12 protein-coding genes are annotated in these 15,872 nt (G+C 75.1%); 9 read left to right on the top strand and 3 right to left on the bottom strand.

Annotation, left to right across the window (positions count from 1 at the left end; all coding sequences use genetic code 11):
- The first annotated feature begins 39 nt into the window (after positions 1-39).
- Positions 40-672 carry a hypothetical protein gene (locus LPA42_RS10970; RefSeq protein WP_077937591.1) on the top strand — a complete coding sequence of 211 codons (633 nt, stop codon included), beginning with the start codon at positions 40-42 and terminating at the stop codon, positions 670-672.
- Positions 673-856: 184 nt separating this feature from the next.
- On the opposite strand, the gene LPA42_RS10965 is transcribed toward LPA42_RS10970, so the two are convergent.
- Both LPA42_RS10965 and LPA42_RS10960 read right to left on the bottom strand, forming a co-directional pair.
- On the bottom strand, positions 857-2,503 hold the full coding sequence (locus LPA42_RS10965; RefSeq protein WP_077937581.1) for an MDR family MFS transporter: 1,647 nt from the start codon (positions 2,501-2,503) through the stop codon (positions 857-859).
- Positions 2,500-2,994, bottom strand: a complete 495-nt coding sequence (locus tag LPA42_RS10960; protein ID WP_228986525.1) for a MarR family winged helix-turn-helix transcriptional regulator — start codon at positions 2,992-2,994, stop codon at positions 2,500-2,502. The genes LPA42_RS10965 and LPA42_RS10960 overlap by 4 nt, the downstream gene beginning before the upstream one ends.
- Before the next feature lie 110 nt (positions 2,995-3,104).
- On the opposite strand from LPA42_RS10960, the gene LPA42_RS10955 reads away from it, so the two are divergent.
- The 5 genes from LPA42_RS10955 (at position 3,105) to LPA42_RS33850 (ending at position 11,003) form a co-directional block, all read left to right on the top strand.
- A complete protein-coding gene (locus LPA42_RS10955) occupies positions 3,105-3,710 on the top strand; it encodes a TetR/AcrR family transcriptional regulator (RefSeq protein ID WP_077937579.1) in 606 nt (201 codons plus the stop codon).
- Positions 3,711-3,952: 242 nt separating this feature from the next.
- The gene (locus tag LPA42_RS10950) at positions 3,953-6,067 is read left to right on the top strand and encodes a cellulose binding domain-containing protein (protein WP_077937578.1); all 2,115 of its coding nucleotides are present in this window, start codon (positions 3,953-3,955) and stop codon (positions 6,065-6,067) included.
- A gap of 277 nt (positions 6,068-6,344) precedes the next feature.
- The gene (locus tag LPA42_RS10945) at positions 6,345-8,123 is read left to right on the top strand and encodes an ABC transporter ATP-binding protein (protein ID WP_198956549.1); all 1,779 of its coding nucleotides are present in this window, start codon (positions 6,345-6,347) and stop codon (positions 8,121-8,123) included.
- Positions 8,120-9,853 carry an ABC transporter ATP-binding protein gene (locus LPA42_RS10940; RefSeq protein WP_077937576.1) on the top strand — a complete coding sequence of 578 codons (1,734 nt, stop codon included), beginning with the start codon at positions 8,120-8,122 and terminating at the stop codon, positions 9,851-9,853. The genes LPA42_RS10945 and LPA42_RS10940 overlap by 4 nt, the downstream gene beginning before the upstream one ends.
- 208 nt (positions 9,854-10,061) lie before the next feature.
- The gene (locus tag LPA42_RS33850) at positions 10,062-11,003 is read left to right on the top strand and encodes a hypothetical protein (protein WP_077937575.1); all 942 of its coding nucleotides are present in this window, start codon (positions 10,062-10,064) and stop codon (positions 11,001-11,003) included.
- A 182-nt stretch (positions 11,004-11,185) separates the two neighbouring features.
- On the opposite strand, the gene LPA42_RS10930 is transcribed toward LPA42_RS33850, so the two are convergent.
- Complete coding sequence (locus tag LPA42_RS10930) at positions 11,186-12,148, bottom strand: DUF559 domain-containing protein (RefSeq protein ID WP_077937590.1); 963 nt, start codon at positions 12,146-12,148, stop codon at positions 11,186-11,188.
- Between the two features lie 216 nt (positions 12,149-12,364).
- Between LPA42_RS10930 and LPA42_RS10925 the strand changes: the two genes are divergently transcribed.
- Genes LPA42_RS10925 through LPA42_RS34415 form a run of 3 tightly spaced genes read left to right on the top strand, consistent with a single transcriptional unit; the run spans position 12,365 to position 15,866 of the window.
- Positions 12,365-13,549 carry a LacI family DNA-binding transcriptional regulator gene (locus tag LPA42_RS10925; RefSeq protein WP_077937574.1) on the top strand — a complete coding sequence of 395 codons (1,185 nt, stop codon included), beginning with the start codon at positions 12,365-12,367 and terminating at the stop codon, positions 13,547-13,549.
- Positions 13,550-13,585: 36 nt separating this feature from the next.
- On the top strand, positions 13,586-14,857 hold the full coding sequence (locus LPA42_RS10920) for a sugar ABC transporter substrate-binding protein (protein WP_077937573.1): 1,272 nt from the start codon (positions 13,586-13,588) through the stop codon (positions 14,855-14,857).
- A 1-nt stretch (position 14,858) separates the two neighbouring features.
- Complete coding sequence (locus tag LPA42_RS34415) at positions 14,859-15,866, top strand: carbohydrate ABC transporter permease (protein WP_077937572.1); 1,008 nt, start codon at positions 14,859-14,861, stop codon at positions 15,864-15,866.
- Positions 15,867-15,872: the final 6 nt, after the last annotated feature.

Genomic DNA, 15,872 nt, shown 5'->3' with positions numbered 1-15,872 from the left:
GCGGCGGCCGGCTCCGGACGGGGTCCCTATGATCCGGTGATGGCGCTGCTGCACCGGGCGGAGATCCGCCCCACGAAGCTCGAACTGTTGTCGGCCTGGCTGCCCCGTCGTCCGTGGTTCCTGGGAGACGCCGCCGCCGGCGTCGAGCGCGTCGCGGCGTACCGCTTCGACGACCCCGCCGGGGAGGTGGGGATCGAGACGCTGCTGGTGCGGGCCGGCAACGGGCCGGTGCACCAGGCGCCCCTGACCTACCGGGGCGCGCCGCTGGGCGGGGCCGACGCGTGGCTCGTCGGCACCTGCGAGCACTCGGTGCTGGGGCGACGCTGGGTGTACGACGCCTGCGGCGACCCCGTCTACGCGGCGGCCCTGGCCGGGGCGATCCTCGCCGGCCCCGGTCAGGCGCAGGAGTACTTCGAGGTGGACGGTCGGCGCGAGGAGCGGGCGCCGAGCATGGGGATCGCGGTCGACGGGGCGGGCCTGGCCGGCGCGCCGGGGATCGACGCGGTCGACCAGGCCGACGACGGGGATCCGACCCGGATCCTCGCCGGCTCCGTCGAGCTGGCCGTTCTGCGGCGGGTCGGCGACGATCCCGACCTGCCCGGTGCGCGGCTGACGGGCACGTGGGAGGGACAGCCGACGCCGCTGCCGCTGGCGTACGCGTCGCCACGCTGACGCCGACCCGCCCGCCACGCCGACGCCGGCCCGGACAGCAGGCGGCGACCGGCCCGGACAACGGGCGGCAACCGGCCCGGACAACGGGCGGCAACCGGCCCGGACGGAAGCCGGTGACCGGTCCGCATGGCAGGCGGAGCCACCGTCACCGGGCGGTGACGGTGGCCCCGGGCACCGGGCCGGGTCAGGCCCTGCGGGCGGGCGGGCGGCTCCCGCGACCGGCGTCGACGGCCACCTGGTCGAGGGCGGGCGCGCCGTCCACGGCGTCGGCGGCCACGGCGACCGACCTGGCCGGGTCGGGCAGGTCCAGGCTGGTGCGCAGGGTGACCGGCCGCAGCAGGAGGGCCGCGACGACGCCGACGACGGCGATGGCCGCGGAGATCAGGAAGATGTGCCCGGTGGCGTCGCCGTATGCGGCCCGGACGATGTCGCGCACGGGCGCGGGCAGGACGTCGAGGTTGAGGCTGCCGCCGCCGGAGCTGCCGGAGACGGGGATGCCCGCGGCGGCGAGGTCGTGGGTGATCCGGTCGCTGACCCGGCGGGCGAGGACCGCGCCGAGCACCGAGACCCCGATGGTGCCGCCGAGGGAGCGGAAGAACGCGACGGTGGAGCTGGCCGCGCCGATGTCGCGCAGCGACACGGTGTTCTGGACCGCGAGCACGAGGTTCTGCATGGTCATGCCGACGCCGGTGCCGACGACGAACATGGCCACGCCGACCAGGACGAGCGACGTCTCGTGGTCGATGGTGCCGAGCAGGGCGAAGCCGGCGACGAGGAGGATCGCGCCGACGACGATGTAGGGCTTGATCCGCCCGGTCTTGGTGATCATCCGGCCCGCGATGATCGACGAACCGAGGACGCCGGCCATCATCGGGATGGTGAGCAGGCCGGCCTCGGTGGGGCTGTAGCCGCGCCCGATCTGGAAGTACTGGCCAAGGAAGACGGCACCGCCGAACATGGCCATACCGACGGCGAGGCTGCCGAGGATGGCCAGGGCGGTGGTGCGCTCGCGGACGATGCCGAGCGGGACGACCGGCTCGGCGGCCCGGGACTCGACCCAGGTGGCCAGGGCCAGCAGGAGCACCGCGCCGCCGACCATCGCGGCGGTCTGCCAGGACAGCCAGGCGAACGAGTCGTCGACGAACGAGATCCAGATCAGCAGCACGCTGACGCCGGCGGCGATCAGGGCCGCGCCCAGATAGTCGATCCTGACGTTGTCGCGGCGGACGGTGGGCAGGCGCAGGGTGAGCTGGAGCAGGACGAGCGCGATCAGGGCGACGGGCACCCCGACGAAGAAGCACCAGCGCCAGCCGAGCCAGGACGTGTCGACGATGAGGCCGCCGAGCAGGGGGCCGCCGACCGTCGCGACGGCCATGACGCCGCCGAGGTAGCCGTTGTAGCGGCCGCGCTCGCGCGGCGGGATCATCGCCGCGATGGCGACCTGGACGAGGGCCTGGAGGCCGCCGACGCCGATGCCCTGGAACGCGCGGGCGGCGATGAGCTGGCCGGCGGTCTGGGAGAAGCCGGCGACCACAGAGCCGGCGAGGAAGACGACGATGGCGACCTGCACCAGCGTCTTCTTGTTGAACAGGTCGGCCAGCTTGCCCCAGATCGGGGTGGTGGCCGTCGCGGTGAGCAGGGTGGCGGTGACCACCCAGGTGTACTGGGTCTGCGAGCCGTCCAGCGCCCCGATGATCTTCGGCAGCGCCGTGGACACGACGGTGCTGCTGAGCATGGCGACGAAGAGCACCAGCAGCAGGCCGCTGAGCGCTTCGAGGGTCTGCCGATGGGTCATCGGCGCGGCTTCGGCCGTCGTGGTGGGTGCGCTCATCGCGCGGCCTCCAGGTTGTCGTTGTCTGCGGGGGCGGACCCGGGGTCGGCTCTGCCGCCGAGGGCGGACCCGAGGTCGCGGGTGAACCGGCCCAGCGCCGAGCACAGCGCCGCCACCTCGTCGGGGGTCCAGTCGGCGAGCGCCCGGTCGAGCAGTTCGCCGTACCAGCCGTAGGTGTCCGCGAGGGCCGCCCGGCCGGCGGGGGTGACGGCCAGGCAGCTGGCCCGCCGGTCGGTGGGATCGGCCCGCCGCTCGACCAAGCCGTGCGCGACGAGCGAGGCGACGGCGCGGCTGACGGTGGACGGGTCGAGCCCGGTGTGTTCGGCCAGCTCCCGGGCGTGGGCCCCGGCGGCGAGCTGCTCGATCTGGGTGAGCATGCCGACCAGCCCGAGCGGCACGGACGGCCGGTCGTCGGCGCGCCGTTGCTTGATCAGCCGCACGCTCTTGAGCAGGTCGTACAGCCGCGCGCCCAGCTCCCGGGTGGTCTCCACGCCCGCCCTCCCCACAGTGATGGTTGCTGCAAGCAACTATCCACCGAACGTGCCCACTGGGCAAGTTTGCGCGTTGAGAAGTAGATCACCGGCCGCGTATCGTGACGCCCATGGACCAGGCCACCGGGCTGCGCGAGCGCAAGAAGGCGGCCACCCGCCTCGCCCTGCACGAGGCCGCCCTGCGCCTCGCCGCCACCTGGGGGCCCGACCGGGTGACCGTCGAGGCGATCGCCGACGCCGCCAACGTCTCCCGCCGCACGTTCTCCAACTACTTCTCCAGTAAGGAGGAGGCGCTCTTCTACGGCGACACCGTGCGGCTGCGGCGGATGCGGGAGCTGATCCGCGACCAGCCCCCCGGCGAGCGGCCGTGGACGGTGCTGAGCCGGGCGGCCGAGCGCCTCACCGCCGAGGTGTACGGCGACCCCGACCCGGCCTGGCTGGCGCACCGCCGGCAGCTGCGGGCGCACCCGAGCCTGCTCGCCCACCACCTGGCGGCGTACACGACGGTCGAGCGGGAGGTGGCCGCGGAGCTGGCGTCCCGGCTCACCGGCCCGGACGCCGCGCTGCGGTCCCGGGTCCTGGCCGCGAGCTTCCTCGCGGCGCTGCGGGTCGCCATCCAGCACTGGATCGACCACCCGGACGGCCCGCTGCTCGACACGATCCGCACCGCGCTCGCCGAGGTCGACCCCGCCGGCCCGCCGGCCCACCGCGACTGACGGCGACCCCACCGGCCCGCGGCCCGCCGGGGCAGACGACCGCCTTGAGCATCCGGGCACGGGCGTGAGATTCTTGTGCGTCGATGACCAGCCGCGCGCGGGGCTGACCGTCGTCCAATGGGCAACCGGTGGCCGACGCGGCCTCCCGGGGGACGGCGACATCTGCGACCAACGCCAGATCAGTCCGTCCAGAGCCGCCCGCCGACGCGGCGGCGCTCTGCCCGTGGTCAAGAAGGAACAGCATGAACAACCCGAGCACGTACGGGTATCCACGCCACACCCCGCCGCCGCGCCGGCCCGGCCGACGCCGGTGGACGGCCCTCGCGGCGAGCGCGCTGCTCGCCACCGGGGCCCTCGCCGCGATCACTCCCCCGGCCGTCGGCGCGGCCGCCGACCCGGTCGTCGTCACCGTCAACGCCAAGGCGGGGCTGGCCGGCGTGCCGAACACCGCGCTGGGCGTCAACCAGGCGATCTGGGACTCGAACCTGGGCACGAACGAGACGTCGGACCTGCTGCGCGCGGCCGGCGTCCAGATGCTGCGCTACCCGGGCGGCTCGTACGCCGACATCTACCACTGGAAGGACCACACCGCGCCCGGCGGTTACGTGGCCCCGAACACCGACTTCGACACCTTCATGGCCGGGGCGAGGCGGGTCGGCGCCCAGCCGATGATCATCGCGAACTACGGCACCGGCACCCCCGCCGAGGCCGCCGACTGGGTGCGCTACGCCAACGTCACCAAGAAGTACGGCGCGAAGTACTGGACGATCGGCAACGAGAACTACGGCAACGGCCTCTACGGCTCGGCCTGGGAGGCCGACGACCACCCGGACAAGAGCGCGACCTACTACGCGAACCTCGTCGTCGAGTACGCCGACGCGATGAAGGCCGTCGACCCGACCATCAAGGTCGGCGCGGTGCTGACCATGCCGGGCAACTGGCCCGACGGGATCACCGCCGGCAGCGACCCCGGCCCGTGGAACCAGGCGGTGCTGTCGATCGCCGGGCCGAAGGTCGACTTCGTGGACGTGCACTGGTATCCGGGCGGCAGCGCCGCCGAGTCCCTGCAGCGCACCGCCCACATCGACGAGGCGGCCCACCTGCTGCGCCAGCAGATCGCCCGGTACGCGGGGCCGAACGCCGCCCGCATCGGCATCAGCTTCACCGAGCTGAACGTCGACACCGGCCGCAACACCCAGCCCGGCGCGCTGTTCCTCGCCGACGCGTACAGCGACCTGCTGGAGAACGGGGTGTTCACCGTCCAGTGGTGGAACGTGCACAACGGCATCGACAAGGTGTCGCAGGTCGCCGGCCACACCGACTACGGCGACTTCGGGCTGCTCTCCAGCGGCAGCTGCACCTCCGACGGCACGGTGTGCGAGCCGCCGCTGAACACGCCGTTCGCCCCGTACCACGGGCTGTCCATGATGAACCTGCTCGCCGGGGCCGGCGGCCAGTTCGTCCGGGCCGGCACCGACGAGGCGCTGGTCACCGCGCACGCCGTGCGCCGGCCCAACGGTGACCTCGCGCTCATGCTGGTCAACAAGGACCCGGACAACGCCCGCCCGGTCACCATCGACTACGCCGGGTTCGCCCCGTCCGACGCCGCGCCGACCGTGCACACCCTCACCAACGGCGCGACCGCCATCGCCACCAGCCAGTCCGGCAGCGCGACCAGCCGCACCCTGCCGCCGTACTCGCTGACCACGCTGGTGCTGCGCCCGGACGCGGTGGTCACCGGGGCGCCGGGCGCACCCGCGCAGCCCACCGTCGCCGACGTCACCGACCGAGGCGCGACGGTCTCCTGGCCCGCGCTGCCCCCGGCGGCCGGCGGGGCCCTCAAGTACGAGGTGTACCGGCAGAACGGCACGGTCAGCGAGCAGCTCGGCGAGACCACCGCCACCTCGCTCGCGGTCGGCAACCTCGTGCCGGGCACCCGGTACACCCTCAACGTGCTGGCCCGCGACGGCGCGGGCCGGCTCTCCTGGTCGTCGCCGCCGGTGACCTTCACCACCGCCGGCCCGGCGGAGAGCACGTGCGGCGTGCGCCTGCGCGACACCACCAACTGGGGCAACGGATACGTCGGCAGCCTCGACATCGTCAACACCGGCGCGAACCTGATCGACGGCTGGACGCTCACGTTCACCTGGCCGACCACCTGGCAGCGGGTGGACAGCGGCTGGAGCGCCACCTGGGCGCAGAGCGGCCGGACGGTGACGGTCACCAACACCGCCGACAACGCGAAGATCGCCGGCGGCGGGGGCAGCACGAGCGCCGGCTTCGTGGGCGCGTACAGCGGCCCGAACGTCTGGCCCACCGCGTTCACCCTCAACGGCACCCCGTGCGCCGTGCTGTGACGCGCCCGCCGACCCACCACACCGGGGTCGGCTGACCGGCCGTCGCCGCCGGCGGGAGCCCTCGGGCCCCGCCGGCGGCACCCGGGCGGAGGCGACGGGCCGCCAGCCGCATGATCGAGGTCATCCGGCGGGGCCCCGAAACGGGGCGGTAATCGGGCAGAGCGGTCGATAGCCTGGGTCGGTGCCTCCGCGGATCCCCCATCCCGAGCCCGGTGTCCCCGACACGTCGGGGCCGCTGCGCTACATCTGGTGGCTGATCCGCTGCCAGCCGTGGCGGGTGCTGCGCGGCAGCGTGTTCGGTACGGCGTGGATGGTCGGGCTGTCGGTCCGCCCCTACCTGGTCGCCCGCGCCATCGACGACGGCCTGCGCGCCGGCGACGGGCGGGCGCTGCTGTGGTGGGTCGCCGCGATCGTGGCGGCCGGGTTCGCGCTGGCGTGGCTGGGCATCATGCGGCACCGCACGATGACGTTCATCCGGGAGGACGCCAGCGCCCGCTCCGCCGAGGTGCTGCTGCGCGGGCTCTCCTCCATCGGCGCGGTACTCCCCCGCCGGCTGGCCGCGGGCGACGTCGCCACCGTCGGCGGGTACGACATCGTGCGCACCTCGCACGTGCTGACGCTCAGCGGCCCCGGGGTGGGTGCCATCATCGCGTACGGGGTCGTCGCCGTGCTGCTCTGGTCGGTGGATCCGCCGCTCGCCGTGCTGGTGCTGCTGGGCGTGCCGGCGATCGCGGTGTCCGTCGGGCCGCTGCTGCGCCGCCTCGAACGCGCCGAGTCGGCCTACCGGCAGCAACAGGGCGAGCTGACCACCCGGGCCGACGACATCGTCGCCGGCCTGCGGGTGCTCGCCGGGGTCGGCGGCCGCCACCTGTTCGCCCGCCGATACGCGGCCCGCTCCCGGGCCCTGCGGGGCGAGGGCTACCGGGTGGGCGCGGTGGCCAGCTGGATCGACGCGCTGACGCTCACCATGCCGGGGCTCTTCCTGGCGGCCGTGGTCTGGCTCGCCGCGCGGACGGCGGCGAACGGCGACATCACCATCGGGCAGCTCGTCGCCGTCTACGGCTACACGGCCGTCCTCGTCGTGCCGGTCTGGTTCCTGCTGGAGGGCGGCTACATGCTCATCCAGGGGCGCGTCGCGGCCCGCCGCATCGTCGGCCTGCTGCGGCTGACCCCCGATCCGGCGGGCGGGCCGGTGACCGCGACCGCGCCGCGGCAGCCGGCCGAGCTGCGCGACCCGGCCACCGGGCTGGTGGTGCCGCCGGGCCGGCTGGTGGGCGTCGCCGCCGACGACCCGGCCGAGGCCGTCGCCCTGGCCGACCGGCTCGGCCGGTACGTCGCCAGCGACGTGACCTGGGGCGGCGTGCCGCTGGCCGGGGTCGACCTCGACGACGTGCGCGCCCGGATCCTGGTCGCCGACCACGACAGCCACCTCTTCGCCGGCACCCTGCGGGAGCTCCTGCGCGGCCGGGCGGCGGGCGGCAACGCGCGCCCCGCTGCGGCCGGCGACAACGCGGCCGGCACCGGACCTGCCCGCGACGAGGCAGCCGGCGACGACGCCGACATCCGGGCCGCGCTGCACGCCGCGTCGGCGCAGGACGTGGCCGACGCGCTGCCCGACGGCCTCGACACCCCGGTCGGGGCCCGGGCCCGCACGCTCTCCGGCGGCCAGCGGCAGCGGGTGCGCCTCGCCCGGGCCCTGCTGGCCAAGCCGGAGGTGCTGATCCTCGTCGACCCGACGTCCGCCGTGGACGCCCACACCGAAGCGCGCATCGCGCAGCGCCTGCGCGGGGCGCGGGCGGGGCGTACCACGATCGTGCTGGCCACGTCCCCGCTGCTGCTCGGGCACGCCGACACCGTCGCGCACCTGAGCGCCGGCCGGGTCGTCGCCACCGGCACCCACGCCGACCTGCTCGCCCGCGACCCGGGCTACCGCGCGCTGGTGTCCCGCACCGGGGGCACCGCCGACGGCGAGCACGGCGAGTCCGTCGAGGGCCGGACGGCCGAGGGCACCGCCGCCGGCGACGAGGCCGTCGAGGCCGGGCGGGCGCGGCGGTGACGAAGCTTCCGGTGGCGGGCCGGGCCGCCGTACGCCAGGCCGCCCTCGACCTGATCGCCCGGGACCGACGGGCCGTGGCCGTCGTGCTGGCGCTGCACGTCGCCGCGACGGTCGCCGGGCTCGGCGCGCCGTGGCTGCTCGGCCGGATCGTCGACGAGGTCTCCGCCGGGGCGGGCGTCGCCGCCGTGGACCGGCTGGCGCTGGCCATCGCCGCCTGCGTGCTGGCCCAGGGGCTGCTCTCCCGCTACGCGCAGTACGCCGGGCACCGGTTCGGCGAGCGGGCCGTCGCCCGGCTGCGGGAGGAGTTCGTCACCCGGATGCTCGGCCTGCCCGTGTCCGTGGTCGAGCGCGCCGGCACCGGTGACCTGGCCACCCGCAGTTCGGTCGACGTGACGACGGTCGGCACCACCGTGCGCGAGGTCGTGCCGACGGTCGTCATCGCCGGGACGCACCTGCTGCTGCTCTTCGCGGCGGTGTTCCTGCTCGATCCGCTGCTCGGGCTCGTCGCGCTGGCCGGCCTGCCGTCCATCTGGGCGGTGACCCGCTGGTACCTGCGCCGGGCCGGGCCCGCCTACCTCGCCGAGGGGGCGGCGACGGCCGAGCTGACCGAGGCGCTGACCACCACGGCGGAGGGCGCGCGCACGATCGAGGCGCTGCGGCTGGGCGCCGACCGCGTCGCGTACGGCACCGGGCGGGTCGCCGGGGTGTGGGCGGCGCGGCGGGCCACGCTCGCGCTGCGGTCGGTGTTCTTCCCCGGGGTGGAGGGCAGCTACGCGCTGCCGATCGCCGCCGTCCTCTGTGTCGGCGGGGTCTTCCTGTCGCGCGGCATGGTCAGCCTCGGCGAGGTGGTCGCCGCGGCGCTCTACCTCCAGCAGGCGATCGACCCGCTGGACCGGCTGTTGCAGTGGGTCGAGCAGGCGCAGCGCGGCATCGCCTCGCTCGCCCGGGTCCTCGGGGTGGGGCTGGTGCCGCCGGAGCCGCGCGGGCGGGCCGACGCGCTGCACGGGCGGCGGCTCGTGGTACGGGGCGCGCGGTTCTCGTACGCCGAGGGTCACGAGGTGCTGCACGGCATCGACCTGGCGGTCGAGCCGGGGGAACGCCTCGCCGTCGTCGGCCCCTCGGGTGCGGGCAAGTCCACCCTGGCCCGGCTGCTCGCCGGGATCGACGCCCCGCAGGAGGGGGTGGTGAGCCTCGGCGGCGTCGCGGTCACCGACCTAGACCCGGCCGAGCGGCGTCGCCGGATCGCGCTCGTCACGCAGGAGCACCACGTCTTCATCGGCTCGCTGCGCGACAACCTCGCGTTCGCCGCGCCGGACGCCACCGACGAACGCATGCTCGCGGCCCTGGACACGGTCGGCGCGGACTGGCACGCCGACCTGCCCGACGGCCTCGACACGCAGCTCGGCGACGGGGCCCGGGGCCTCGGCGCGGCGGAGGCCCAGCAGTTGGCGTTGGCCCGGCTGGTGCTGGCCGACCCGGACACGCTGATCCTCGACGAGGCGACCGCGGCACTGGACCCGACGACCGCCCGGCGCACCGAACGGGCGCTCGCGGCGGTGCTCGCCGGGCGGACCGTCATCGCCATCGCGCACCGGCTCAACACCGCGCACGACGCCGACCGGGTGGCGGTGCTGGAGGACGGCCGGATCACCGAGATCGGCGGCCACGACGAGCTGGTCGCCGCCGACGGCGTGTACGCCTCCCTGTGGCGCTCCTGGCACGGCTCGTGACGGCTGGTCGCCGGCACGCCTCGAAAAAGCCCGACGGTCTGCGCGCCGGGTGAAACCTGAGGGCGGCGTGGGGCGTCACACCCGCGCGGGGCACCGTCCGGGGGCACCCCGACGGTCCCGCCGGGGCGGGTATCGTCCAGCAACCATCGTCCACGAAGGAGCCCATGTGCATCTGACTCATCCAGCGAGAACGCTGAGCCGCCTGCTGGTGTCCGTCGTGGGGGCCACCGCGCTGGTCGCGGCGCCGGCCTCGGCGGCCCCGGCGCAGAACTGGGGTCGGCCGCAGCTCCCGCCGGCCTCCGGCTGGACTCCGGTCCCCGGCGACGCCGGGGCGAGGTCGGGTCCCGCCGCCACCGTCTACGGCGGCGACCTGCACCTGTTCGCCCGGGGGGCGGGCGACGCCGTCCGGGTCGACCGCTACAACCTCACCTCCGACACCTGGTCGGGTTGGGCGACGGTGCCCGGCACCGCCGGGGCCAAGTCCGCACCCGCCACCACCATCTACGGCGGCGACCTGCACCTGTTCGCACAGGGCGCAGGCAACACCGTGCGCACCAACCGCTACAACGCCTCCACCAACACCTGGGCCGGCTGGACCACCGTCCCCGGCACCGCCGGAGCCACATCCGCACCCGCCACCACCATCTACGGCGGCAGCCTGCACCTGTTCACCCAAGGCACCGGCGGCACGGTACGCACCAACCGCTACAACGCCTCCACCAACACCTGGGCCGGCTGGACCACCGTCCCCGGCACCGCCGGAGCCACATCCGCACCCGCCACCACCATCTACGGCGGCGACCTGCACCTGTTCACCCAGGGCGCAGGCGGCACCGTGCGGACCAACCGCTACAACCTCACCACCGGCGACTGGACGGGCTGGGCCACCATCCCCGGCACCGCCAGGACCAAGTCCGCACCCGCCACCACCATCTACGGCGGCGACCTGCACCTGTTCACCCAAGGCGCAGGCAACACCGTGCGCACCAACCGCTACAACCTCACCACCGGCGACTGGACCGGCTGGACCACGGTGCCCGGCCCCGCCGGGGCGCGGTCGGTGCCGGCGGTGGTCGTCTACGGCGGCGAGCTGCGGCTCTTCGTCCGCGGCGCGCAGCACCAGATCCACCAGGCGCGGTTCGGGCTGTAGCCCGTCCGGCGCGTTCACCGGTCCGGGGAGGAGCGAACGCTTCCTCCCCGGACCGCTGCGCGTCGCGAGGGCGGCGGGCATCCCGTTCGGTGGCCGGCTGCGGTGCAATCGCGTCGGCGTGTCGTATAGCGGAGACAGCCAACGATCGGCCGGCCGGGTTCGCGGCGGCGGCCACCGATCGGTCACGGGTGCGGCGGAGCCGCACGGGTGGCGAGGATGGCCCGGGTTTCGCGGCGCACCTCGTCGGGCTCGTGCACGAGGCGACGGTGGGCGAAGCGGACCACCAGGATGCCCAGGGTGGCCAGCAGGGCGTCCCGGCGCAGGTCGATCTCCCGCTGTCGCGGGTCGCCGTGCGTGGTCGCGCCGTCGAGTTCGATGTTGACGCGTTCCCGCTCGGCGAGCAGGTCGAGATACATGGTGCGCTGCCCGACCCTGACCCGCACCTGCCGGCGGAAGGCGGGCATCCCCGGCCCCGTGAAGACGCGCTCGTGCCCCCAGATCTCCAGCGGGCTGCGGCAGCCCTCGTCGAGCCGGGTCAGCAGGGTGCGCAGAGCCGGCCGGTCGGGAAGCCTGGGCGCGCCGGCCAGGGCGCGCCACAGCCGTTCGGCGGTGGTGAGCCGCTCGTTGACGGCGCGGATCACCGGTGCCCGGCGCCCGGCGTGCGGCAGCAGGGGCCACGAGTCCACCAGGGTCTGGTCGAGGCGGGTCACCGGCAGGTCGCCGCGCCTCACCACCTGCGGCGACCCGACGACGAAACCCTGACGGCGGTGTACGCGCACCCCGGGGCGGGTGCGGATGGCGGGGTTCACCGGTGCGCACAGGTACAGGACGTCGCCGGCCCGCTGCCGGTGCAGGCCCCACACGTGCAACGCGCTGAGGTGGCTGAGCGCGGCCCGCCCGCCGGCCCAGGCGCAGACCGCCCGATGGCCGAGGGCGGGGTGCAGGCGGCCGAGCGCGGGCAGGGCGACGTGTCCCACCTCCCCGACCAGCAGGTCCGCCGCGACGAACACCTCGGGCAGCACCCGCACCAGGTGGCCGGCGGCGCACGCGTGCTGAAGGGTCCACGGGGGCACCACCTGTGTCGCCATCGCCCTGGTGACCAGCCCGCCGCCGCGCCGCACCAGGTCCCGCAGCACCTCGTTCATGCCGGTGACCGTGCCGATCGGCGCGGCACGGCGCAACCGGCCAGCGACCGGCGCTGTGGACGACCGTCGGGCTGTGGACAACGCCCGTCGCGGCGGGGCGTCTGCTATGGAGCCGGGCCGGCCCGGGTTGTGGAGTCATCGGTGTTTGCCTATGGTGCTCGGTAACCGGTTTCTGAAACCGGTTACCGAGCGGCGCACGACGGAGCGAGGGAGTCCATGGGCAGCGATCGGCTGACGGTCCGGGAGATCGCCCGGCTGGCCGGGGTGTCGGTCGCCACCGTCTCCCGGGTGTCCAACGGGGTCGGTCAGGTGTCCGAGGAGACCCGGCGGCGGGTGCAGCGGGCCATCGAGGAGCACGGCTACCGGCCCGACCACCTCGGCCGGGCCCTCGCCGCCGGCCGGCACGGCGCGGTCGGCCTGGTGTTCCCCGGGCTGTCCGGCCCGTACTTCTCGGAGCTGATCCAGGGCTTCGAGGCCGAGGCGGTGCACACCCGCACCAGCGTCCACATCCTCTGCACCCACCTGCGGGACGACTCCGACGCCCAGGTCGTGGAGATGGCCCGCCGGGTCGACGGGCTGGCCGTCTTCGGCGGCACCGTCTCCCCCGACACGCTGCGGGAGCTGGCGGCACTCGTGCCCGTCGTGGTGCTCGCCGGCGAGGGGCCGCCCGGCGTGCCGTCCGTACGCGCGGAGAACGTCGCGGCGGCGACGGCGCTGACGCGGCACCTGCTGGCCGACCACGGGCTGCGCGGGCTGGTCTTCGTGGGCGACCCGCGCAACTCGCCGGACGTGACCGGCCGCTGGGAGGGGTTCCGCGACGCGCACCGGCAGCTCGGCCTGCCGCTGCCCCGCGCGCCGCTGCGGGTCGGCCTCGAACAGCACGACGGGGTGTTCGCCGCCGACCAGCTGCTCAGCCGGGCGGCCCCGCCCCGGGGCGTGGTCTGCGCCAACGACGAGACCGCGCTCGGCATGCTCGTCGGCGCGGCGGCCCGGGGCGTGCGGGTGCCCGCCGACCTGGTCGTCACCGGCTTCGACGACATCCCGATGGCCGCGCTCGTCAGCCCGGCCCTGACGACCGTCCGGCAGCCGGTGCGCGAGCTGGCCGGGCGGACCGCGCGGCTGCTGCTGCGGGCCGCGGCGGGCGAGACCGGGGGGTCCGACGCCGCCCTGGTGCTCCCGACCGACCTCGTCGTCCGGCGCAGCTGCGGCTGCCCCGCGACCACCGGGGCCGGCCCCGCCACCGCGCCCAGCCCCGCCACCAAAGCCGGCTTCACCACCGAAGCCGACCGCACCGGGCACCGCCCCGCCGCGCACGGGCCCACCGACAAGCACACCACCACCGAGCACGACCCCACGGCTGCCGGACGCCGTCCGGCGGCGGGTGACCGCACCGTGCGGTGACCCGGCCGTGGCGACCCATCCCCCTCAGGAGGCGCAATGAGGCACTGGAGACACGCGACGGCGGTCGTGGCCGCGCTCGCGCTGGGCGTGACCGGCTGCGGCCGGGACGACGGCGGGCCGGGTGCCGGCGGGCCCTCGGCCGGCGGGGCGATCGCGGAGGGCAAGGCCACCGGCGAGATCACGGTCTGGGCGATGGGTGCCGAGGGGGAGAAGCTGAAGGCCCTGGCCGACGACTTCACCCGGGAGAACCCGGCGGCCAAGGTCACCGTCACCGCGTTCCCGTTCGACGCCGCCCACGACAAGCTCGCCACCGCGATCGCGGGCCGGCAGACGCCGGACGTGAGCATGATGGGCTCCACCTGGATGGGCGAGTTCGCCAAGACCGGGGCCCTGGACCCGACGCCCGCCGGGCTGTTCGACCAGGCCGCGTTCTTCCCGGGCGCGTGGGACACGACGGTGGTCGACGGCACCGCCTACGGCGTCCCCTGGTACGTCGAGACGCGGCTGATCTACCACCGCACCGACCTCGCGGCGAAGGCCGGGGTCGGCAAGCCGGCCAACTGGCAGGAGCTGACCGCGTTCGCCAAGGGGCTCAAGGAGGCCGGCGGGGCGAAGTGGGGCATCTCGCTGCAACCGGGCGGCACCGGCGCGTGGCAGTCGTTCCTGCCGTTCGCCTGGCAGGCGGGGGCGGACGTGCTGGCCGACGGGAAGTTCACCCTGGACACCCCGCAGATGCGGACGGCGCTGGAATACTACGCGTCGTTCTTCCGGCAGGGGCTCGCCCCGAGCCAGGTCGCGCCCGGCGCGCAGGAGAGCGGCTTCGTCTCCGGCGACATCGGGGCGTTCGTCTCCGGCCCCTGGCACATGAGCATCCTGCGCGAGCAGGGCGGCGCGGCGCTGGAGGGCAAGTGGGACGTCGCGCCGATGCCCCGCGAGAAGGCCGGCACCTCGTTCATCGGCGGCGCTGACCTGGTGGTCTACCGGGACACCGACAACCGCGACACGGCCTGGAAGTTCGTCCGGTACCTCACCTCGCCGGCCGCCCAGCAGAAGCTCTACGACCTGGTGGGCAGCCTCCCGGCGGTGACGGCGACCTGGCAGTCGGGCAAGCTCGCCGACGACCCGCTGCTCAAGGCGTTCGGCGCGCAGCTCGCCGACGCCAAGTCGCCGCCGGCGATGGCCACCTGGGAGCAGGTCGCCGACGTCATCGACGACGGCATCGAGCGGGTGGTGCGGGGCGTGACCGACCCGGCCACCGCCACCCGGGAGATGCAGGCCAAGGCGTCGGCCATCGGCACCGGGAGCTGAGGTGGCGTCCGCCCCCGCGCGGCGGGCCGCCCCCACCGGCGGCGCGCCGCCCGAGCGGCCCGGCCCCGGGCGGCCCGGCCTCACGCGGCCCGGCCCGCGCGGCAGCACCGGCGGGCGGCCCGGCCGGCGCGGCGTCACCCGCCGCCAGCGGGTCGCGGGGTCGGGCCTGGCGCTGCCGTTCCTGCTGATCTTCACCGTGTTCATGGCGGGCCCCGTGCTGGCCTCGGCCGCCATGAGCTTCACCGACCTGCGCAGCGCCGACCTGCGGAACCCGCTCGCGGTCGACCCGGTGGGCATGGACAACTACGTGCGTCTGCTCGGCGACGAGACGCTGCGGCGGGCCGCCGCCAACACGGCGTGGTTCGTGCTGCTCGGCGTGCCGCTGACGATGGTGCTGGGGCTGGCCGCGGCCGTCGCCCTCGACGCGGGGATCAGCCGGTTCCGCACGTTCTTCCGGGTCGGCTACTACCTGCCGGTGGTCACCAGCATCGTCGCCGTGGCCGTGGTCTGGCGGTTCCTGCTCGAACCCGACAGCGGGCTCGTCAACACACTGCTCGCCCGCCTCGGCGTCGACGGTCCGGCGTGGCTGTCCGACACCCGCACGGCGCTGCCGTCGCTGGTGGTGATGGCGGCCTGGCGGAACATGGGCTTCCTGATGGTGGTCTTCCTCGCCGGCCTCCAGGCGATCCCCGGCGAGCTGCACGAGGCGGCTGCCATCGACGGCTGCGGGGCCTGGGCGCGGTTCCGGCACGTGACCCTGCCCCTGCTGCGCCCCACCCTGCTCTTCGGCGGGGTGGTGACCGGCATCGGCTACCTGCAGTTCTTCGAGGAGCCGTTCGTGATGACGGGCGGCGGGCCGCTGGACAGCACCCTGTCGGTGGCCTTCTACATCTACCAGCAGTTCGGCTTCGGCAACTACGGCTACGCGGCGGCGATCGCGTACGTGCTGTTCGTCGCCGTCGTCGGGCTCACCGCCGCGCAGTTCCGGCTGATGCGGTCGAAGACGTGAGGAGGT

It is taken from the genome of Micromonospora sp. DH13 (genome assembly GCF_020873825.1).
GTDB lineage: Bacteria > Actinomycetota > Actinomycetes > Mycobacteriales > Micromonosporaceae > Micromonospora > Micromonospora haikouensis.
This window is presented reverse-complemented; position numbering and strand designations above follow the sequence as displayed.

Bases quoted from the DNA above. Each gene is read 5' to 3' on its own strand.
- LPA42_RS10955 (WP_077937579.1), top strand. From the start codon at position 3,105: ATGGACCAGGCCACCGGGCTGCGCGAGCGCAAGAAGGCGGCCACCCGC.
- LPA42_RS10965 (WP_077937581.1), bottom strand. From the start codon at position 2,503: ATGAGCGCACCCACCACGACGGCCGAAGCCGCGCCGATGACCCATCGG.
- LPA42_RS10930 (WP_077937590.1), bottom strand. From the start codon at position 12,148: ATGAACGAGGTGCTGCGGGACCTGGTGCGGCGCGGCGGCGGGCTGGTC.
- LPA42_RS10970 (WP_077937591.1), top strand. From the start codon at position 40: ATGGCGCTGCTGCACCGGGCGGAGATCCGCCCCACGAAGCTCGAACTG.
- LPA42_RS10925 (WP_077937574.1), top strand. From the start codon at position 12,365: ATGGGCAGCGATCGGCTGACGGTCCGGGAGATCGCCCGGCTGGCCGGG.
- LPA42_RS10950 (WP_077937578.1), top strand. From the start codon at position 3,953: ATGAACAACCCGAGCACGTACGGGTATCCACGCCACACCCCGCCGCCG.
- LPA42_RS10920 (WP_077937573.1), top strand. From the start codon at position 13,586: ATGAGGCACTGGAGACACGCGACGGCGGTCGTGGCCGCGCTCGCGCTG.